General features: G+C 70.9%; 19 protein-coding genes and 1 tRNA gene. 9 read left to right on the top strand and 11 right to left on the bottom strand.

All coding sequences use genetic code 11. The features are described 5' to 3' along the window. Nucleotides 1-70 precede the first annotated feature (70 nt). On the bottom strand, nt 71-1,882 hold the full coding sequence (locus tag OG736_RS22070; RefSeq protein ID WP_327183977.1) for an SDR family oxidoreductase: 1,812 nt from the start codon (nt 1,880-1,882) through the stop codon (nt 71-73). Next, complete coding sequence (locus tag OG736_RS22065; protein ID WP_327183976.1) at nt 1,879-2,766, bottom strand: M24 family metallopeptidase; 888 nt, start codon at nt 2,764-2,766, stop codon at nt 1,879-1,881. The genes OG736_RS22070 and OG736_RS22065 overlap by 4 nt, the downstream gene beginning before the upstream one ends. A gap of 249 nt (nt 2,767-3,015) precedes the next feature. Here OG736_RS22065 and OG736_RS22060 point away from each other — a divergent pair, with 249 nt between their 5' ends. The 6 genes from OG736_RS22060 to OG736_RS22035 all read left to right on the top strand — a co-directional run bounded on the left by OG736_RS22060 (nt 3,016) and on the right by OG736_RS22035 (nt 7,233). Then, complete coding sequence (locus tag OG736_RS22060; protein ID WP_327187679.1) at nt 3,016-3,993, top strand: ABC transporter ATP-binding protein; 978 nt, start codon at nt 3,016-3,018, stop codon at nt 3,991-3,993. Next, the gene (locus OG736_RS22055) at nt 3,983-4,891 is read left to right on the top strand and encodes an ABC transporter permease (RefSeq protein ID WP_327183975.1); all 909 of its coding nucleotides are present in this window, start codon (nt 3,983-3,985) and stop codon (nt 4,889-4,891) included. The genes OG736_RS22060 and OG736_RS22055 overlap by 11 nt, the downstream gene beginning before the upstream one ends. Beyond that, entirely contained in the window at nt 4,888-5,799 is a 912-nt protein-coding gene (locus tag OG736_RS22050; protein WP_057606361.1) for an ABC transporter ATP-binding protein, read from the top strand. The genes OG736_RS22055 and OG736_RS22050 overlap by 4 nt, the downstream gene beginning before the upstream one ends. Nucleotides 5,800-5,808: 9 nt before the next feature. Next, nucleotides 5,809-6,528, top strand: coding sequence for an ABC transporter permease subunit (locus OG736_RS22045; RefSeq protein WP_020132774.1), 720 nt, complete (start codon nt 5,809-5,811; stop codon nt 6,526-6,528). A 94-nt stretch (nt 6,529-6,622) separates the two neighbouring features. After that, the gene (locus OG736_RS22040; RefSeq protein ID WP_327183974.1) at nt 6,623-6,865 is read left to right on the top strand and encodes an SGM_3592 family protein; all 243 of its coding nucleotides are present in this window, start codon (nt 6,623-6,625) and stop codon (nt 6,863-6,865) included. Nucleotides 6,866-7,148: 283 nt separating this feature from the next. Then, a tRNA-Ser gene (locus OG736_RS22035) sits at nt 7,149-7,233 on the top strand. A gap of 471 nt (nt 7,234-7,704) precedes the next feature. On the opposite strand, the gene OG736_RS22030 is transcribed toward OG736_RS22035, so the two are convergent. The 9 genes from OG736_RS22030 to OG736_RS21990 form a co-directional block, all read right to left on the bottom strand. Next, entirely contained in the window at nt 7,705-8,511 is an 807-nt protein-coding gene (locus OG736_RS22030; RefSeq protein ID WP_327183973.1) for an HAD family hydrolase, read from the bottom strand. Beyond that, entirely contained in the window at nt 8,508-9,785 is a 1,278-nt protein-coding gene (gene serS / locus OG736_RS22025; RefSeq protein ID WP_327183972.1) for a serine--tRNA ligase, read from the bottom strand. Before serS ends, OG736_RS22030 begins: the two co-directional genes overlap by 4 nt. Before the next feature lie 551 nt (nt 9,786-10,336). Next, complete coding sequence (gene pheA / locus OG736_RS22020) at nt 10,337-11,269, bottom strand: prephenate dehydratase (protein WP_327183971.1); 933 nt, start codon at nt 11,267-11,269, stop codon at nt 10,337-10,339. 89 nt (nt 11,270-11,358) lie between these two features. Beyond that, a complete protein-coding gene (gene efeB, locus OG736_RS22015; RefSeq protein ID WP_327183970.1) occupies nt 11,359-12,666 on the bottom strand; it encodes an iron uptake transporter deferrochelatase/peroxidase subunit in 1,308 nt (435 codons plus the stop codon). 8 nt (nt 12,667-12,674) lie between these two features. After that, nucleotides 12,675-14,615, bottom strand: a complete 1,941-nt coding sequence (locus tag OG736_RS22010; protein WP_327183969.1) for a copper resistance CopC/CopD family protein — start codon at nt 14,613-14,615, stop codon at nt 12,675-12,677. Between the two features lie 13 nt (nt 14,616-14,628). Next, the gene (locus tag OG736_RS22005; RefSeq protein ID WP_327183968.1) at nt 14,629-15,099 is read right to left on the bottom strand and encodes a copper chaperone PCu(A)C; all 471 of its coding nucleotides are present in this window, start codon (nt 15,097-15,099) and stop codon (nt 14,629-14,631) included. A gap of 8 nt (nt 15,100-15,107) precedes the next feature. Continuing rightward, nucleotides 15,108-15,758, bottom strand: coding sequence for an SCO family protein (locus OG736_RS22000; RefSeq protein ID WP_327183967.1), 651 nt, complete (start codon nt 15,756-15,758; stop codon nt 15,108-15,110). Nucleotides 15,759-15,897: 139 nt separating this feature from the next. Further along, the gene (locus OG736_RS21995; protein WP_327183966.1) at nt 15,898-16,662 is read right to left on the bottom strand and encodes a YcnI family copper-binding membrane protein; all 765 of its coding nucleotides are present in this window, start codon (nt 16,660-16,662) and stop codon (nt 15,898-15,900) included. A 126-nt stretch (nt 16,663-16,788) separates the two neighbouring features. Next, complete coding sequence (locus OG736_RS21990) at nt 16,789-17,655, bottom strand: hypothetical protein (RefSeq protein WP_327183965.1); 867 nt, start codon at nt 17,653-17,655, stop codon at nt 16,789-16,791. 242 nt (nt 17,656-17,897) lie between these two features. On the opposite strand from OG736_RS21990, the gene OG736_RS21985 reads away from it, so the two are divergent. From OG736_RS21985 to OG736_RS21975, 3 genes are all read left to right on the top strand, one after another. Beyond that, a complete protein-coding gene (locus tag OG736_RS21985; protein WP_327183964.1) occupies nt 17,898-18,356 on the top strand; it encodes an ATP-binding protein in 459 nt (152 codons plus the stop codon). A gap of 149 nt (nt 18,357-18,505) precedes the next feature. After that, nucleotides 18,506-19,450, top strand: coding sequence for an intradiol ring-cleavage dioxygenase (locus OG736_RS21980; RefSeq protein WP_442817062.1), 945 nt, complete (start codon nt 18,506-18,508; stop codon nt 19,448-19,450). A gap of 9 nt (nt 19,451-19,459) precedes the next feature. Then, on the top strand, nt 19,460-20,293 hold the full coding sequence (locus tag OG736_RS21975; RefSeq protein ID WP_327183962.1) for a triphosphoribosyl-dephospho-CoA synthase: 834 nt from the start codon (nt 19,460-19,462) through the stop codon (nt 20,291-20,293). Nucleotides 20,294-20,344: the final 51 nt, after the last annotated feature.

The following is a 20,344-nucleotide window of genomic DNA, read 5'->3' as shown; positions in this document are numbered from 1 at the left end:
TTTCCCCGAACGGTCGTTGCCCTGGTGGATGCCGAGTCCGCCGCCGGGCGCAGCGGGGCCGAGCGGCGGCTCACAGCGGCGGTCCCACCCGCGCCAGCGCCCGCAACGCCCTGGGCAGGAAACGCGACAGCGCGTACGAGCCCCGCGCCTCCGGAGTGACCGGAACCATCGCCTTGTTGAGCGCGACCGCCCGCAGAACGGCGTCCGCGACCTTCTCCGGCGGGTAGTTCCGCAGCCCGTACACGCGCGTGGAGCGTTTCTGGCGGCGTCGCTCCTCCTGCGCGTCCACGCCCACGAAGGTCGCCGTTGCGGTGATGTTGGTGTTCACCAGGCCGGGGCATATCGCCGTGACGCCGATGCCCTGGTCGGCCAGTTCCGCGCGCAGGCACTCGCTCAGCATCAGGACCGCCGCCTTGGAGGTGCTGTAGGCGGGCAGCGCCTTGGACGGCTGGTAGGCGGCCGCCGAGGCGGTGTTGACGATGTGGCCGCCCTGCCCGCGCTCGGCCATCTGCCGGCCGAACAGACGGCAACCGTGGATGACACCCCACAGGTTGACGTCCAGAACCCTGCGCCAGTCCTCGGGTGTCGTGTCGAAGAACGAACCCGACAGCCCGATGCCCGCGTTGTTCACCAGCACGTCCACCACACCGTGTTCCGCGTGGACCTTCGCCGCGAGCTTCTCCATCGCCTGCTCGTCGGAGACGTCCACCGCCTCCGCCCAGGCCTCGGGCGCGCCGACCAGGAGCGACATCTCGGCGGTGCGGGCCGCGCTCTCGGCGTCCCGGTCGACGGCGATCACCCGGGCGCCCGCCTCGGCGAACGCGAACGCCGTGGCCCGCCCGATGCCGCTGCCCGCACCGGTGACCAGCACCAGCTGACCGCCGAAGCGCTCGGCGTACCGGCCGGTGGCGGCCTTGCGCACGGGCCCGCCCGCGTCGTCCCCGCGGGCCTCTCCCACCGCCTCGGCCTCCCGCTCCCTCTCGACCGACAGGACGAAGTCGTCGATCCAGGAGGCGAGCCGGTCGGGCCGGGTGCGTGGGATCCAGTGCCCGGCCGGGAGGGTGCGCCGGGTCAACCGCGGGACCCACTTCTCCAGTTCGTCGTACAGCCGCTCCGACAGGAACCGGTCCCCCGAAGGCGTGATGAGCTGCACGGGCGCGTGGGCGTGCGCGTCCGCACGCGGGTGGCGCAGGCGGGGCCGTACGTTGTCCCGGTACAGCCAGGCTCCGTGCGCCGCGTCCGACGGCAGTGACGGCGTCGGGTAGTCGCCGGCGGGAACCTTCTCGATCCGCCGCAGGATGCCGGGCCAGCGCTTGCCGAGCGGGCCGCGCCAAGCCAGTTCGGGCAGGACGGGTGTGTGCAGCAGGTACACGTACCAGGACTTGGCTCCCTGACCGAGGAGTTGGCCGACCCGGCGCGGAGTCGGCCTGGTCAGCCGCTTGTTGATCCAGTGGCCGAAGTGGTCGAGGGACGGCCCGGACATCGAGGTGAAGGAAGCGATGCGGTCCCTGGTGCGCTCGACGGTCACGAACTCCCAGGACTGCACGGAGCCCCAGTCGTGCCCCACGAGGTGCACCGGGCGGTCCGGGCTGACCGCGTCCACGACCGCCAGGAAGTCGTCCGTGAGCTTCTCCAGGGTGAACCCGCCCCGCAGCGGCTTCGGCACGCCGGAACGGCCGTGCCCGCGGACGTCGTACAGCACCACATGGAACCCGTGGTGGTCGACCAGCCGGGACGCGACCTCGGACCACACCTCCTTGCTGTCCGGATAGCCGTGCACCAGGACGACCGTCGGCCGCTCCGGGTCCCCCAGCTCGGCCACGCACAGCTGGATCCCGCCGGTCCGCACCCACCGCTCACGCGCACCCTCTGGCAACGTCACTTCCCCTCCGCCTTCCCTGCCGTGTCCGTCGTCGCTCCCGTGCCCGCCCAGCCCCGGACGTGCGGCAGATCGTCGTCGAGCCAGAACGCGCTCTCCTCGGGATCCGCGGAGTCCGTGACGACGAGGATCTCCTCGAACTTCGCGCCCGTGCCCCGGAACCCGAGATGGGGTTCGACCGCCCACAGGCCCGGCTGCGGCGGATGGTCGGAGAAGCGGTACGGCGACCACAGCGGCGACCAGCCCTCCCGATGGCCGTGCAGCGCGTCGGACGCCAGACCCTTGAGGGACTGCGTGCCGAACCCGAACAGCCGGGGCGAGAAGCGGCGCTCCCTGACCCGGTCCACCTTGTGCGCGATCACGCCGAAGGGATACGCGCGGTGCCGGTTGGCGTAGCCCTGGCGGACCATGAGGCGGTCCACGTCGGCGTAGATCTCGCGCAGCGAACGCCGCTCGCGCACCTCGCGCAGGATCAGCTCCCGGTGTGCCGCGAAGTCGGCCATCAGCCTCTCCTGCAGGGGATGGGCACCGAGCGCGCCCGAGTAGCCGATGTCCGCCGTGTACCCCTCGTACACCGGTGCCAGGTCGAGGATGAACGGCATCCCCGGCTCCAGCCGGCGGTCGGTGGGGAAGAACTGCAACGGGAACCGGAAGCCGGTGAACGCCGTGCGGTCCCCGAACCAGGCGAACGGCAGGTGGAACCAGTCGCGTACGCCCCGTTCGCGCAGCCACTCCCGCTGCATCCGCGCCGCCTCGCGCTCCGTCACACCCGGTCGCAGTTCGGCGGCCACGGCCTGCGCGCAGTCGTACGCCAGCCGCTGCACCCGTCTGAATCCCCGCAGCTCGGCGGAGAGTTCGCGTGTCCCTGCCGTCGGTGCCGTCGTCATGCCACCCCGTCCCAGCCAGTCCCCGTCGACTGCGCTACGTGCCCGTAACTTGACATCGCCGAATGTGACAGTTGTTAGAGGCCGCGTCAATAGGAGGGTTCGGAGCCTGTGGAAAACCCGCCGTCGCCTCCTCCGTAGCTCTCAGGCATGGCATCCCCTACGGACCCGTACATCTGAGGTCTGATGCGAAGACGGCTCTGTGGGCTGACGATTTTCGTGGCGTGCGTCACTAATTTCGATGACGTGACTGTGATCGCGACCGAAAGCCTGAGCAAGCGGTTCCCCCGGGTGACCGCTCTTGACCGGCTCTCTGTGGACGTCGGGCCCGGTGTGACCGGCCTCGTCGGAGCCAACGGGGCCGGCAAGTCCACATTGATCAAGATCCTTCTGGGTCTGTCGCCCGCCACGGAGGGCCGAGCCGAGGTGCTCGGCCTCGACGTCGCGAGCAAGGGTGCCGACATCCGCGAGCGGGTCGGCTACATGCCGGAGCACGACTGCCTGCCGCCCGACGTCTCGGCCACCGAGTTCGTCGTGCACATGGCCCGTATGTCCGGCCTGCCGCCCACCGCCGCGCGGGAGCGCACCGCGGACACACTGCGCCATGTCGGTCTGTACGAGGAGCGCTACCGCCCCATCGGCGGCTACTCCACCGGCATGAAGCAGCGCGTGAAGCTCGCCCAGGCCCTCGTCCACGACCCCCAGCTGGTCTTCCTGGACGAACCGACCAACGGCCTGGACCCGGTCGGCCGTGACGAGATGCTGGGCCTGATCCGCCGTATCTACACCGACTTCGGCATCTCGGTCCTGGTCACCTCCCACCTGCTGGGCGAACTGGAGCGCACCTGCGACCACGTCGTGGTCGTCGACGGCGGCAAGCTCCTGCGCTCCAGCTCCACCACCGACTTCACCCAGACCACGACCACCCTCGCGATCGAGGTCACCGACACCGACGACCACCCGGACGGCACCCGCGCGGTCCGCGAAGCGCTCCACGCGCGCGGGGTGGACGTCCTGGACGGCAACAGCGGCCTGCCGGGCGCGGGCCACGTCCTGCTGCTGACGGCGCAGGGCGAGGACACCTACGACGTCGTCCGGGACGTGGTCGCCGACCTCGGCCTCGGCCTGGTGCGCATGGAACAGCGCAGGCACCACATCTCCGAGGTCTTCACGGACGGCGACGCCACCAACGACCAGCAGCGGAAGGAGGCCGTCGGCCATGGCAGTTGAGCACCCGGTCACCGCCCCCTCGGGTGACCAGACCCGCATCCACAACATCGGCTACCGCAGTTACGACGGTCCCCGGCTGGGCCGCGCCTACGCCCGCCGCTCCCTCTACTCGCAGTCCCTGCGCGGCGCCTACGGCCTCGGCCGCTCGGTGAAGTCCAAGGTGCTGCCGATGCTGCTCTTCGTGGTGATGTGCGTACCCGCCGCCATCATGGTCGCCGTCGCGGTCGCCACCAAGGCCGACGAACTGCCGGTGGACTACACGCGGTACGCGATCATCATGCAGGCCGTCATCAGCCTGTACGTCGCCTCGCAGGCGCCCCAGTCCGTCTCGCGCGACCTCCGCTTCAAGACCGTGCCGCTGTACTTCTCGCGGCCCATCGAGACCGCGGACTACGTACGCGCGAAGTTCGCGGCCCTGGCCTCGGCGCTCTTCGTCCTCACCGCCGCCCCGCTGCTGGTGCTGTACATCGGCGCGCTGCTGGCCAAGCTGGACTTCGCCGACCAGACCAAGGGATTCGCTCAAGGACTCGTCTCCGTGGCCCTGCTCTCGCTGCTCTTCGCCGGTCTCGGCCTGGTCATCGCCTCGGTGACCCCGCGGCGCGGCTTCGGCATCGCCGCCGTCATCGCCGTCCTGACCATCTCCTACGGTGCCGTCTCCACGCTCCAGGCCATCGCCGACGCGCAGAACAGCACCGGTTCCATCCCCTGGATCGGCCTCTTCTCGCCGGTCACCCTCATCGACGGCGTGCAGTCCGCGTTCCTGGGCGCCACCTCCGCCTTCCCGGGCGGGATCGGCCCCTCCAACGGGGAGGGCGTCGTCTACGTCCTCGTCGTCCTCGGCCTCATCGCCGCGAGCTACGGCCTCCTGATGCGCCGCTACCGAAGGGTCGGACTGTGACCACGCTCAGCATCGACCACGTCTCCCGCTGGTTCGGCAACGTGGTCGCCGTCAACGACATCACCATGACCATCGGCCCCGGCGTCACCGGCCTGCTCGGCCCCAACGGCGCAGGAAAGTCCACCCTCATCAACATGATGGGCGGCTTCCTGGCCCCCTCCACCGGCACGGTCACCCTCGACGGCAGCCCGGTCTGGCGCAACGAGGCGATCTACCGGCACATCGGCATCGTCCCGGAGCGCGAGGCGATGTACGACTTCCTCACCGGCCGCGAATTCGTCGTCGCCAACGCCGAGTTGCACGGCCTGGGTGCCAAGGCGGCGCAGAAGGCGCTGGCCACGGTCGAGATGGAGTACGCGCAGGACCGCAAGATCTCCACCTACTCCAAGGGCATGCGCCAGCGCGTCAAGATGGCGTCCGCCCTGGTCCACGACCCGTCGCTGCTGCTGCTCGACGAGCCCTTCAACGGCATGGACCCGCGCCAGCGCATGCAGCTCATGGACCTGCTGCGGCGCATGGGCGACGAGGGCCGCACCGTGCTGTTCTCCTCGCACATCCTCGAAGAGGTCGAGCAACTCGCCTGGCACATCGAGGTCGTCGTCGCGGGCCGGCACGCGGCCAGCGGCGACTTCCGCAGGATCCGCCGTCTGATGACCGACCGGCCGCACCGCTACCTGGTGCGTTCCAGCGACGACCGCGCACTCGCGGCCGCGCTGATCGCCGACCCGTCGACGTCCGGCATCGAAGTCGACCTCGCCGAGGGCGCGTTGCGTATCCAGGCCGTCGACTTCGGCCGCTTCACCGCGCTGCTGCCGAGGGTCGCCAGGGACCACGGCATCCGGCTGCTGACGGTCTCGCCGTCCGACGAGTCCCTCGAGTCCGTGTTCTCTTACCTGGTCGCGGCGTAGGAGGCCCTGATGTACGACCCCACAGTCGCCCGGCTCACATACCGGGCTCTGCTCGGCCGTCGCCGGGCCCTCATCCTGGGCGCCCTGCCCCTGCTGCTGATCGCCATCTCCGTGGTGGTGCGCGGACTCGCCGGCGCCGACGACCAGACGGCTTCCGACCTGCTCGGCGGGCTCGCGCTCGCCACGATGGTGCCGATCATCGGCGTCATCGCGGGCACGGGCGCGATCGGCCCGGAGATCGACGACGGCTCCGTGGTGTACCTGCTGTCCAAGCCGCTGAAGCGGCCGACGATCATCTTCACCAAGCTCATCGTGGCGGTCGCGGTGACGATGGTGTTCTCGGCGCTGCCCACGCTCATCGCCGGCTTCATCCTCAACGGCAACGGCCAGCAGATCGCCGTCGCCTACACGGTGGCCGCGCTGGTCTCCTCCATCGCCTACGCGGCGGTCTTCCTGCTGCTGGGCACGGTGTCCCGGCACGCGGTGGTCTTCGGTCTCGTCTACGCCCTCGTCTGGGAGGCCCTGTTCGGCTCCCTGGTACCGGGTGCGCGCACGCTCAGCGTCCAGCAGTGGTCGCTGGCCGTCGCCCACAAGGTGGCGGGCGGCGACCTCGTCACCTCGGACGTCGGACTGACCACGGCGACGGTGCTGCTGGTCGTGGTGACCGTGCTGGCCACCTGGTACGCGGGACAGAAGCTGCGGGCGCTGACGCTCGCCGGCGAGGAGTGACCGGGCCTGCCGGGGTGCGGAGCGGCCGTTCTTGACGGCGGCTTCACCCGTGCCCCGGCACACTGGCCGGAACGGACGTGGCGGGGAGGGCGGGATGGCGGACGACGATCCGGAGAGCGGCGGTCGCGAGCGGTCCGAGGACGAGGTGTGGAACGACCTCGTGCTGGACGAGGACTTCATACGGGCCGCCGATACGTCCGAACCGTCCGCCCGGGCCCGGATGCTGGCCGCACGCTGGCGGGCGGAGGAGCCCGAGCCGCAGCCCTGGCGCTCCGACGACCCGCCCGCGGGCTGGTTCTTCAGCAAGGCACGCCGACGCAGGTGGCGCCGCCGGTAGCGAGCTCTCGGCCCCGGCCCTCGCACGGGTGTTTTATTCGGTGGCGCCCAACTCGTCCTCCGGGCACAGTGGTTGTACCCGCAGGGCCGGAAGGGATCCGGTGCCACAGACTGGGAGGAGCTCGACGATGTCCATGCACGACAGTCCGTCGAGTTCCCTTCAGGGCAGCCAGGAGCGGGTTCCGGAGTAGTTAGCCCTCCGTCGAACCCGTTCCGTACAGGGGAGCTGCCCGGGGCGGCCGCTTCGAGCACGCGATTGTCGCTCTCGCGTGGGCCGCCCACCCGGAGGATTGGCCGAGAGGCAAGGCACCGGCTTGCTAAGCCGTGGTCGGGGGCAACCCCGCGCACGTTCGATCCGTGCATCCTCCGCGAGGCGTTGTCACTGGGACTGGGTGGGAGTTGTGCGGGTGGCTCCGCTTGGCGCCGGCGCGTGGCACTCGTGCGGGTTCGTTCGTTGTGCGTGCGTGCGTGCGTGCGTGCGTGCGTGCGGGCGTGCTTGCGGGCGCGTCGTGGCTGGTCGCGCAGTTCCCCGCGCCCCTGGTCGCCTACGGCGATCGGCGCGTCCCGGCGGTGCCGGCGTTCCCCTGCGCCCGCGGTTCCAGCGCTCTCCTGCTCCTGGTCGCCTACAGCGGTCGTCGGGCCCCGGCGGTGCCGGCGTCCCCTTGCGCCCGCGGTTCCAGCGTTCCCCGCGCCTTTGATCACCTACGGCGATCGGCGCGTCCCGGCGGTGCCCTGTGCCTGGGGTTCCAGATTTCCCCTGGTCCTGGTCGCCTCTGGCGATCGGGGTGTCCGCGTGTTTCCGTGGCCCGGTGACCCATGTGGGTCCGGTCCCAGGGATGTCTACGCGGGCAGCATGCCTTCCAGGGTTACGGCGATGCCGTCGTCGTCGTTGGAGGTGGTCACCTCGTCCGCCACGGCCTTCAGTTCCTCGTGGGCGTTGGCCATCGCCACGCTGTGGGACGCCCAGGCGAACATCGGGATGTCGTTGGGCATGTCGCCGAAAGCGATCGTGTCGGCGGCCTTCAGGCCGAGGCGACGGGCCGCCAGGGAGAGGCCCGTGGCCTTGGAGAGGCCCAGGGGGAGCAGCTCCACGATGCCCGCGCCGGCCATCGCGACCGTGACGAAGCCGCCCGCCGCCCGCCGGGCCGCCGCGGCCAGCGCGTCGTCCGACAGCTCGGGATGCTGTATGTAGATCTTGCTCAGCGGGGCGGACCAGAGGTCGGACGCATCCGTGAACGGTGTCGACGGCAGCGCGCCGGTGACCGCGTAACCGGGGCCGACCAGCACGTCCCCGTCCAGGCCGTCGCGGCTGGCCGCCAGGTACAGCGGGCCCACCTCCGCCTCGATCTTGGCCAGCGCCACACCGGCCAGCTGCCGGTCCAGGGTCACCGAGGTCAGCAGGCGGTGCGCGCCGGCGTCGTAGACCTGGGCGCCCTGGCCGCAGACCGCGAGACCGTCGTAACCGAGGTCGTCGAGGATGTGCCGGGTCCACGGGACCCCGCGGCCCGTCACCACGATGTGCGCGGCGCCCGCCGCGGTGGCCGCGGCGAGGGCGTCACGGGTGCGCTGCGAGATCGAGTCGTCGGAGCGCAGCAGCGTCCCGTCGAGGTCGGTCGCGACCAGGCGGTAGGGGAACGCGGCGGTCACTTGGCCACCGGCTCCAGGATCTCCCGGCCGCCGAGGTACGGGCGCAGCACCTCGGGCACGTACACGGAACCGTCGGCCTGCTGGTGGTTCTCCAGGATCGCGACGATCGTCCGCGGGACGGCGCACAGCGTGCCGTTGAGCGTGGCCAGCGGGCGGACCTGCTTGCCCTCGCGGACGCGGATCGACAGACGGCGGGACTGGAACTCGGTGCAGTCCGAGGTCGAGGTCAGCTCGCGGTACTTGCCCTGCGTCGGGATCCACGCCTCGCAGTCGAACTTGCGGGCGGCCGAGGAACCGAGGTCACCGGAGGCGACGTCGATGACCCGGAACGGCAGCTCCAGCGAGGACAGCCACTGCTTCTCCCACGCCAGCAGACGCTGGTGCTCGGCCTGCGAGTCCTCGGGCGTGACGTACGAGAACATCTCGACCTTGTCGAACTGGTGGACACGGAAGATGCCCTTGGTGTCCTTGCCGTGCGAGCCGGCCTCGCGGCGGAAGCAGGGCGAGAAGCCCGCGTACCGCAGCGGCAGCTTGTCCGCGTCGATGATCTCGTCCATGTGGTACGCGGCGAGGGGGACCTCGGAGGTGCCGACCAGGTAGAGGTCGTCCTTGTCGAGGTGGTAGACGTCCTGGGCCGCCTGCCCGAGGAAGCCGGTGCCCGCCATGGACTGGGGGCGGACCAGCGCGGGGGTGAGCATCGGCGTGAAGCCGGCGGCCGTGGCCTGGGCGATCGCCGCGTTGACCAGGGCCAGCTCGAGCAGGGCGCCGACGCCGGTGAGGAAGTAGAAGCGGGAGCCGGAGACCTTCGCGCCGCGCTCGACGTCGATCGCGCCGAGGATCTGGCCGAGCTCCAGGTGGTCCTTGGGCTCGAAGCCCTCGGCGCCGAAGTCGCGGATCGTGCCGTGCGTCTCGAGGGTGACGAAGTCCTCCTCGCCGCCCACGGGCACGTCCGGGTGCACGAGGTTGCTGAGCTGCTGGAGCAGCTCCTGCGTCTCGGTGTCGGCGGCGGCGCGCTCGGCGTCGGCGACCTTGACGTCGGCGGCGAGCTGGCTCGCCTTCTTCAGCAGCTCGGCCTTCTCGTCCGCGGAGGCCTTGGGGATGAGCTTGCCGAGCGACTTCTGCTCGGCGCGCAGCTCGTCGAAGCGGACGCCGGACGACCTGCGTCGCTCGTCGGCGGACAGGAGGGAGTCGACGAGCGCGACGTCCTCTCCACGGGCGCGCTGGGAAGCGCGCGCACGGTCGGGGTCCTCACGGAGCAGGCGAAGGTCAATCACGCGGCCAAGGCTACCCGTGCGGGGTTGCGGCTCACGACACCATTCCGCGCGGTGCGCGGCCCGTTCCGAATCATGGCTTACGTTCCGTTATGAGGGAATTGCCCAACGTGTCAATAAAAAGTGTCTCACTCCCTGGGACGGGGCACGTGGCGGGCGTCTCGTTGACTCGATTCCCTTGCGGGAGAGGGGACTTGGAGGAGGTGTTGTCCACAGGCGCCCACGCTTCCGAAAGGGTTATCCACAGGGTGTGCGAAAGATCTGTGGACATCGGAATGGATCATTCCGATACCGCCGTGCGGGGTGGGTAATTCCTTGCCCAAACCCGGCTCCAACCCACTTTCGGGTGGAAATGGATCGCCCCAAGGGATTGATCGAAGGAAACAGGTGGACGAAGGGTGACCCGGCGGGTGGGGGTCGCGGTGGGGTGCTGTAGGGCGATTTGTCGACTGGATGGCACTTCGTTGTCGACTTGTCCCCAGGTCGAGAAGCAGGCCTGTGGATAACTTCTGTGGATAACGAAGATGTGCAGATAGGACCGGCCGGAACGGCTCCTAGAACCGGCCGTCCTGGCAGCGCGCCACCCAGTCCGCCGCCGCCACGAACTCCCCGTCCGAGGTCCCGCGCAGCGGAGCCGCCACATCCGCCACGTTCACTTCCGCACGCGGGTACGAGCCCAGGAAGCGCACCTCACGGCAGATCCGCTTCAGCCCCATGAGAGCTTCGGCCATCCGACGGTCGGAGATGTGCCCCTCGGCGTCGATGCAGAAGCAGTAGTTGCCGATGCCGGCGCCGGTCGGGCGGGACTGGAGCAGCATGAGGTTGACGCCCCGGGTGGCGAACTCGCCCAGCAGATCGCGCAGGCCACCGGGGTGGTCGTCGCGCTGCCACAGGACGACGGACGTCTTGTCCGCGCCGGTCGGTGCCGCGGGCCGGGCGGGCCTGCCCACCAGCACGAACCGCGTCTGGGCGTTCTCGGCGTCGTGGATCTCGGTCTCCAGGGCGGTCAGCCCGTACCGGGCGGCCGCGAACTCGCCCGCGAAGGCGGCGTCGTAACGGCCCTCCTGGACCAGCCGGGCCGCGTCCGCGTTCGAGGCGGCCGACTCCCAGGCGGCTTCCGGCAGGTTCGCCTTCAGCCAGTTGCGCACCTGCGGCTGCGCGGCCGGATGCGCGGACACCGTCTTGATGTCCGTGAGCTGTGTGCCGGGCCGGACCAGCAGTGCGAACGTGATCGACAGCAGCACCTCGCGGTAGATCATCAGCGGTGTGCCCGCGACCAGCTCGTCCAGGGTCGTGGTGATCCCGCCCTCGACGGAGTTCTCGATGGGCACGAAGGCGGCCTCGGCCTCGCCGGTGCGCACCGCGTCCAGCGCGGACTGCACCGACACGTACGGGATCAGCTGCCGGGTGGCCGCCTCCGGAAGCGTGCGCAGGGCGACCTCCGTGAAGGTGCCCTCGGGGCCGAGATACGCATAGCTCGCTGGCATGACCTCACCCTAATGGCCCTTGCGAAGCCGGGCCCACGTGTCTCACAACAGCCCCTCGCAGGAATGAATTCGCACGAGGGGGCGTAACTTCACGCCTCCAGCAGGCGCTGCCCCACGTACTCGCCCTCCGCCGCCCCGCCCGGTACCGCGAACAGACCGCTCGACTCGTGGCGGATGTACTTCGACAGGGCGTCGCCGCGGTCCAGCTTGCGCTGCACGGTGACGAAGCCGCGCAGCGGATCCGCCTGCCAGCAGACGAACAGCAGGCCCGCGTCCGGGGTGCCGTCCGGGTCGATGCCGTCGTGGTAGGAGAAGGGCCGCCGCAGCATGGCCGCTCCGCCGTTCTGGTCGGGGCGGGTGATACGGGCGTGCGCGTTGATGGGGACGACCAGATCGCCGTTCGCGTCGGTCTTCTCCAGGTCCATCGCGGTGGTCTCGGTGCCGCCGGACAGAGCGGCCCCGTCGGACTTGCGGCGCCCGATGACCTGCTCCTGAGCCTTGACCGACAGCTTCTCCCAGTCGTCGAGGAGCATGCGGATACGGCGTACGACGGCGTAGGAGCCGTCGGCCATCCAGGCGGGGTCCTCGGTGCTGTCCGCCGGGACGAAGATGCGCTGGTCGAAGTCCGAGTCGGCCGGCTTGGGATTGCGGGTGCCGTCCATCTGACCCATCAGGTTGCGGGCCGTCATGGGGTGGGTGGTGGCGCCCGGCGTCCGGTTGAAGCCGTTCATCTGCCAGCGGACCTTGGCCGCTGCGCCCGCGTCCTTCTGGATCGCGCGCAGGGCGTGAAAGGCGACCAGGGCGTCGTTCGCGCCGATCTGCACCCAGAGGTCGCCGTTGCTGCGTGTCTTGTCGAGGTGGTCGGAGGAGAAGTCGGGGAGCGGGTCCAGGGCGACCGGGCGCTCCTTCTCCAGGCCGGTACGGGTGAAGAAGCTGTTGCCGAAACCGAAGGTGACCGTCAGCGAGGAGGGTCCCGCGTCCCGGGCCACGTCGGTGTCGTCGGTGGCGGCGGCCTCGCCCGCCATCAGCCGCCGGGCCGTCTCCGACCAGCGGCGCAGGAGCGCGGCGGCTTCCTTTCGGCCCGCGCCGGCCGCGAGGTCGAAGGCGACGAGATGGCCGCGGGCCTGGAGGCCCTGGGTGATGCCCGGCTGATGTTTCACGTGGAACATCGCCTCGCCGGCGCCGATCGAGGACAGCGGAGTCGCCTGCGAGGGCGCGGCCGTGTAGCCGACGGCCCCGCCGGCCGCGCCGAGCGCGAGCCCGGTGGCCCCGGCGGTGCCGAGCAGCCTGCGCCGCGTCAGCCCCTCGGGGGAGGGGGGTTCCGAGGGGACACCTTCTGCCGCATCCACGGGCGGGCGGGCCTCCGGGAGGGACTGCGGAATGGACTGGTCGGGCATGGTGCGGTTCAGCCGATCTGCGCGTTCTTGGAGACGGTCACCTGGTCGATGTCGGAGGTCCGCACGGTCACGGAAATCTCCCACTCGCCGGCCATGGGGATCTGGACCCCGTTGGCCGACCAGTGGCCGGTGGTGATGTGGTCGGGGACGACCGGCAGCGGTCCGATGTCCTTGGCCTCGAGGGTGAAGGCGACCTTGACCTCGGGCACGTCGAAGGCGCGGCCGTTGGGCCGGGTGACATAGACGTGCATCTCGTTGGCGCCGGTGCGCGCGGGGTCGAGGTCGACGCTGACCACGCCCTTGCCGTCCGTGCCGCCGGTGTCGAACGACATGTCCAGGGTCAGGGCACCCGACGCCGAGTCCCCCGCGGAGGACGAGGAGGAGGACGAGGCCCGGTTGGCCGCGGCTGCGTCCTGTTCCGTACGGCCGGGTTCGGTCGACGTCAGGACGGTGGTGACGGCGAGCACCACGACGGCGACGCCGGCCTCGGCGAGCACCGAGCGGCGCAGGCCGAAGCGGTGGGTGTCGGAGTCCCGCAGCCGCTTCTGCCGGGTGGCGTCGACGGCGGCCTGCTGCCGGGCGAGCTGCGCGGCCCGCTTGGCGCTTCCGGAGCCGGGCTTGGCGTCGCCGGACGTCTGCTCGGCGGTGTCGGTGGTCCCGGCCGACGCCGTGACGCGCTCCTTCTCGGGTGCGGACTTCCGTACCGCTTCCTCGGTCGTCGTGTCCGCGAGCCGTGCCGTCCACCGCCGCGAGATCCACGCGACGCCGACGAGCAGCGCCACGAGCCCGATCTTGAGGAGCAGCAGCTGGCCGTAACGGGTGTCGGTGAAGGCGGACCAGGAGCCGAGCTGGCGCCAGGACTGGTAGGTGCCGGTGGCGACCACGACGAGGACGCTGCCGAAGGCCAGCCGGGAGAAGCGTCGCGCCGCGGGGGCCTCGACGGGCCGGTCGGCGGGCGCCCGGTACAGGGCGACGAGGAGGGCGGTGAGTCCGCCGAGCCAGGTCGCGACCGCCAGCAGGTGCAGCACGTCGACCGGCATCGCGATGCCCGGCTGCAGTCCGGTCGAGGCGTGCTCGGCCATGGCCCAGCTGGCCGCGAGTCCGGCGGCCACGACGGTTCCGCCGATGGCGAGTCCGAAGGTCAGGTCCCGCTTCTCCTCGCCCTCGCGCTTGTCGTACGCGCCGAAGAGCACGGCGATGAACAGCGCGGCCGCGGCGAGCAGCAGCAGTCGTGACACCAGGGCCGCGCCTGTCTTGGTCTGCAGGACCTCCCCGAGGAGGTCGAGGTCGAAGACGTCGCCGAGCTTGCCGGAGCTGGTGTAGGAGCCGCGCAGGAGAAGCAGGAACAGGGTGGCCGCGGTCATCGCGACCCAGCCGGTGACGACGAGCCGCTGCAGGACCCGTACTCCGGTGCCGCGCTGCCAGCAGGCGAGCACGAAGGCGGCCCCGCCGGTCATCACGATGAACCCGGCGTACGACGCGTACCGGCCGAGGCCGTAGAGCCAGCCGACGACGCCTCCGCCGGCCTCCTGGTCGGAGACCGAGACGCTGGTCGCGGAGGGGGAGCCGATGGAGAAGGTGTAGGCGCCGGCGACGGGATGGCTGTCTGCGGACACCACCTGGTAGGTCACCGTGTAGGTGCCGTCGGGCAGCCCCGAGTGCAGTTGCACGGCATAGGTCGTGCCGCTGACCTCGGACGGCTTGCCGGTGTCGACCCGGGTGCCCTTGGGGTCCAGGACGCGCAGCGAGTCGTCGTTCATCGAGACGGTCTCGGAGAAGGTCAGCGACACCTGTGTGGGTGCCTTGTCGACCACCACCCCCTGTGCGGGGTCGCTGCCGGTCAGCGCGGCGTGCGCGGATGCGGGCCCGGCGCCGGCCAGGAGCGCGCCGGTGACCGCCAGGAACAGCAGCACGAGCATTCGGACGCGGGGGGCGATGGTCTGCGTCAAGGTGGTCCCTCCCTCAGTGGCCGGTCTTCGGGTTGTACGTGGCGGACTTCACCGGCATCTCGACCTCGACGGGGTCGGACGCGGCGAAGTGCAGCTCGACGGTCACCGTCCCGCCCTGCACCGGCTTGCTCTTGAGCTTCTCGAACATCAGGTGGTTTCCGCCGCTCTTGAACACGAGTTGACCGTGCGCGGGCACGTCCAGGGACCTGACCTCCTCCATCGACGACCCGACGGTCTCGTGGAGGGTGACGCTGCCCGCCGCGGTGCTCGTGACGGAGGTCAGCTCGTCCTTCGTACCGCCCTTGTTGACGATGGTCAGGAAACCGGCGGCCATGGTGTCGGAGACGGGCTGCGGGATGTAGGCGGCCCGTACGGACAGTTCGGCCCGCCCGTCGGAGTCCGACCCGCACCCGGTGAGCAGCAGCACCGCCCCGGTGATCACGGCGGTGGGTACGGCGAGCAGCCGCACGGGCCCGGCGGGCATCACACGCCTCACGGGTTCGCGCCCTTGAGGATCTTGGGGAGGTCCTTGGTGTAGTCGTCGACGTCGGCGTCCTCGCCGTACAGGAGGTATCCCCCGTCGGTCTTCGGGGAGAAGGCGACGACCTGGGTGCCGTGGGTGGAGACGATCTTGCCGTTCTTGTCCTTGTGCGGTGCCTCGACGGAGATGCCGAGGGTGCGGGCGGCGGCCTGGATCGTCGCGAACTTCCCGGTCAGGCCGACGACCTGCGGGTCGATGCCCTTGAGCCACTTGCCGAGCGCGGCCGGGGTGTCGCGGTCCGGGTCGGTGGTGACGAACACGACGCGCAGCTCGTCCTGCTCGGCCTGGGTCAGCTGCTTCTTGGCGACGGCGATGTTGCTCATCGTCAGCGGGCAGACGTCCGGGCAGTTGGTGTAGCCGAAGTAGATCAACGTCGGGTGGCCCGCGGTCTCCTTGCGGAGGTCGTAGCTCTTGCCCTGGGTGTCGGTGAGGACCAGGTCGGGCTTGGGGAAGGGCTGGTCGAGCACGGTCGCGGCCTGCTGCTTGCCGTCCTCGGAGACGACGGCGACGGGGCTGCTGCCGCTGTCGCCGCTGCCGCAGGCGGAGAGAGTGAGGGTGGCGGCGGCGAGCAGCGCGGCCACGGCGAACGTCTTCTTGCGCATAGAAAAATGTCCCAGATGTGTGAACTCCGACGCGCACCGGGGGTGCGGGGCGGGATGTACGACAGGGCGTACGGCCCGGTGCGCGCCGTCGAGGAGCAGGCGTCGGGCGGCGGCGGCCGCCCGACGCGGGGGGTGCGGCTCAGGCCTCGGTCGTGGTCCGACGGCGGCCGGCGAGCACGCCGTACGCCACACCGGCGGCGCCGACGACGATGCCGACCACGCCGAGGACCCGGGCGGTCGTGTCACTGCTGTCGGAGTCGGAGGCGGCCTCGGTCGTCGAGGCGGCCGCCTTGGCGTCGTCGGAGGACTCGTCGGAGGCGTCCTCGGCGGTCGTGCCGTGGGAGTGCTCATCCTCGGAGGCGGCGGCCAGGGCGAGCACCGGGGCCGGGTTCTCCGGCTCCTCAGCGCCGTCCTCCTGGACCTCGATCCAACGCACGACCTCCTTGTTGGAGTACGTCTGGATCGCCTTGAAGACGAGTTCGTCGGCGTCCTCGGGGAGCGCGCCGACGGAGACCGGGAACTTCTGGAAGTAGCCGGCCTCGATGCCCTTGCCGGTGGCGGTCCAGGTGATCTTGGAGACGGCCTCGGAGATCTGCTTGCCGTGCAGCTCGATGGGCTTGGCGAGCTTCGACTTGGTGACCTCGATCTTCCAGCCGTTGATCGGCTCCGGCATCGCGGAGGCCAGCGGGTGGTCGGTCGGGAAGGTGACCTCGAGCTTGGTGGTCGAGGCGTTGTCCCGCTCGTTGGGAACCTTGAAGTCGACGACCGCGTAGCCGCCCTTGGCGGCGGTGCCCTCGGCGGCGACGCTGACGTGCGCGAAGGCGGGCGAGGACAGGACGAGAACGGCGGAACCGGCGACGGCAGCGGCGGCGGCGACGCGGGAGGCGATACGAGAGGCCTTCATGACAGCGAGCACTCCACTCTGAGTGAATCTGCGGGTGGGAGAGGCGTGAGCAGGGATGTGCGCACGCGCGCGTGCCGCACGACGGCGGCCGTTCCCCCCCGGGTGTGGAGTGCTGGTCGTGTCGTGTCAGGCAGCGAGGACGAGAAGAGATACGTCCGGCGGGCCGCGCCTGATCACCGAGTGCTGGAGTGCGGCGGTCCGGGGTGCGGGCGCCGCCGCGAGCAGGGCGGTGCGCGGGACGCGCGGTCCCGCCCCGGGCGCGGCGGGCAGCCCGGCGAGCAGGGCGCGCACCAGTGCGAGCGCCCCGCGCAGGGAGCGTACGAGCGCCCCCTCGGCGACGCCGTGGGCCGACAGGGCGAGCAGCCGCAGCAGGGCCGTGTCACCGCGTCGCAGCAGCCATCCGGCGGCGACGGCCGCGAGGACATGGCCGAGCAGCATGGGCAGGGACGGCAGCAGGGACATCGACGTGCCGGCGGTGCTCAGGGCGTCCGCGGGATGATGCGCGGCCCCCATCCCGCTCATGCCGCTCATGTCCGTACCGCCCCCGGCGGTGTTGCCGTCGCCGCTCGTGTAGAGCCGCGCGTCGACGAGGATCCGCTGGGCCTGGGCGGGGCTGATCGCCGCCGCGGTGGCCCCGCACACCAGCCGGGCCGCCCGTTCGACGAGCGTGGCGTCGGACATGGCCGACGCCGTGGTGGAAGCGGAAGCGGTGACGGAGGAGGTGTGCTGGCCGAGTCCGAACAGCGTGTGCAGCACGGTCTGTCCGACCGCGAGCAGCATCGCTATGCCCGGCAGCGACCGCTCGCGTCCGGCGAGCGGCACCACGACCGCGAGGGCGCCCAGGAATCCCGCACCCAGCGTCCACAGCGGAACCGTGGCGCAGGAGGCCATGGTGTGCCCGGCCGCGGCCAGCACGACGCAGACCGCGGCGAACACCGCGGCCCGCAGCAGCCGTAGATCGCGACCTGAGCGCTCGCTGTGGGGGGCAGTCATGGCGGGGTCATCATCGCACTGGCCTCACCGCGGCCGTACGGCAGGTCCACAAGATTCCGTACGATGCGGAAGATCACCTTCTGTTGTGACTGGTGCGACTGATGACCCTGAGTCCCACATACACCGATTTCAGGGCCGCGGGCATCCCCCATATGGGCGGCATCACGTGGAATTCGCGCTTACACAGGGCCTTGAGGGGCAATACGTATCGGTATGTCGAGCCGCGGCCTGGAGGCTGGAGCATGAGCATCTGGTGGTCACTCCATCTGCGGCGCGATGCCGCGAGCGTTCCGCTCGCCCGCCGCCTGCTGCTCGGCACCATGGAGACGGCGGGCGTCGATCCCGACGTCTGTTACGACCTCTCCGTCGCCCTGAGCGAGGCCTGTGCCAACGCCGTCGAGCACGGCGGGGGCGCGCGCGGCGGCTGTTCGGAGGCGTACCGCGTCACCGCCTACCTCGACGGCGAGAAGTGCCGCATCGAAGTCGCAGACTCGGGGCCGGGTTTCACCGGCGGGCGCACCCCCCGCGTCGACCGGTCCGCGCACGGCGACACCTACGCCGAGCACGGCCGCGGCCTCTACCTCATCCAGGAACTCGCCGACCACGTCCACATCGGCAACAAGCCGGGGCGCAGCGGTGCGGTGGTGAGTTTCGACAAGATCCTCAAGTGGCGCAAGGACGCTCCCCTCATGGCTGTCTGACCGTACGTCAGATGGAGCGGGTGCCGATCTTGGCCGGTCAGGCCCGGTAGGAGCCCTCGCGAAGCGGGAGTTCAGCTTTCTCAGCACTCACAGGTCGCTCTCAGCGTTCCCTCATGGCGCTGACTGGTGGCGTTCCTACGTTCATGTTCATGACGGGAAACCACAAAGACTCCACCATGACGCGGCGCCGCGCCCTCGCGGTGACCGGCGGCACGGTCGCGGCCGGCGGGCTCGCCGTCGCCGGGTACCAGTCGGCCTTCGCCGACACGGCCGCGGACGACGGGGCGAGCGCGTCGGCGTCCGCCACCTCGACGTCCACGAGCAGCAGCTGTATGACGCTGATGACGAGCGTCACGGAAGGGCCGTACTACCTCGATGGTGCCTTGGTGCGCAAGGACATCACCGAGGGCAAGAGCGGTGTGCCGCTGACCCTGCGCCTCACCGTCGTCGACGCCACCGACGGCTGCACGCCGGTCTCCGGAGCCGCAGTCGAGATCTGGCACTGCGACGCCTGGGGTTACTACTCCGGCTACACGACCGCCAACCCCGGAGGTTCGGCCCCGGCGGAGAGCGAGGACGGCTCCACCGCCGACGACGACACCTACCTGCGTGGCTACCAGATCGCCAACGCCAACGGGGTCGTCAAGTTCGAGACGATCTTCCCGGGCTGGTACACCCCGCGCACCTGCCACATCCACCTCAAGGTGCACACGGGCGGCCAGAAGGAGGACGGCACCTACGAGGGCGGCAAGGTCAACTACACCGGCCAGCTCTTCTTCCCCGACGACATCGCCGAGGAGATCTTCACGCTGGAGCCCTACTCCAAGCACTCCGGCAGCTACACCACCCTCGACAACGACATGGTCTACGACGGCGGCGGCACCTCCAGCGGCCTGCTGACCCTGAAGGCCGTGCACAAGGCCGACCCCTCCAAGGGCTACAAGGGTTCCATCACCCTGGGTGTCGACCCCGACGCCGAGAACACCGGCGCGGGCGGTGGAGGCGGCGGTGGTACGCCCCCCAGCGGCGCCCCGAGCGACGCTCCGACGGGCACCCCGCCGAGCGACGCCCCGACGGCCTCCGCCTCCTCATAGGGTCGGGACATGACAAGCCGTGAGGACGAGGCGCTCGCGCAGGCCGCGGTGGCCGCGCTGACGGGGCAACTGGCCCTGGCTCCCAAGCCGGGCCTGCCCGACCCACGTGACCTGGCCGCCCGTGTCACCCGCAAGGACCACTGCGGGCTGCGCTGGTCGGCCAAGGCGCTCGCACCCGGCCTCGCGGCGATGGCCGCGGCCGCCCGCCGCACCGGCGAACCCACGCCCCGGCTCCGCGCGGAGCTGGGCGCGATCGGGAGGTGCACCGAGCACTCGGTGGGCCTGGCCGGCGGTGGGCACCGGGGTGCGCTGTGGACGCTCGGCCTGCTGGTCGCGGCGGCCGCCCTCGACACCCGCGCGCGGGGCGTCGAGGTCGCCGCGACCGCCAAGCGGATCGCCGCCCACCCCGACCGGGCCGCTCCACGGCGGCCCTCGCGGGGCGCGACGGTCTCGGCGAAGTACGGCGCGGCCGGTGCCCGAGGCGAGGCACGCGCCGGATTCCCGCACGTCAGGCGCGCCCTGGACGCGCTCACCGCGGCCCGCTCGGCCGGCGCGGACGAGCCCGAGGCGCGCCTCGACGCCCTGCTCACCGTCATGTCCACCCTCCAGGACACCGAACTCCTGCACACCGCGGGCCCGCTGGGGCTGCGTCATGTGCAGGCCGGCGCCCGCGGCATCCTGGAGGCGGGCGGGACGGCGACCCCGGCGGGTCGCGCGGCCCTGACCGACCTCGACACCGACCTCCACGCGCGCGCGTGGAGCCCACGCGGCAGCGCGGGCCTCCTGGCGGGCGCGCTCTTCGTGGACTCCCTACCGGTCGCCGCACTCACCCGGGCGGCCTGAACCGGGCGACGGACGACGTTCACGACGACGGGCGATGGCGGCGACGGTGCT

Origin of the sequence: Streptomyces sp. NBC_01334 (assembly GCF_035983595.1) — a bacterium.
GTDB lineage: Bacteria > Actinomycetota > Actinomycetes > Streptomycetales > Streptomycetaceae > Streptomyces > Streptomyces coriariae.
This window is presented reverse-complemented; position numbering and strand designations above follow the sequence as displayed.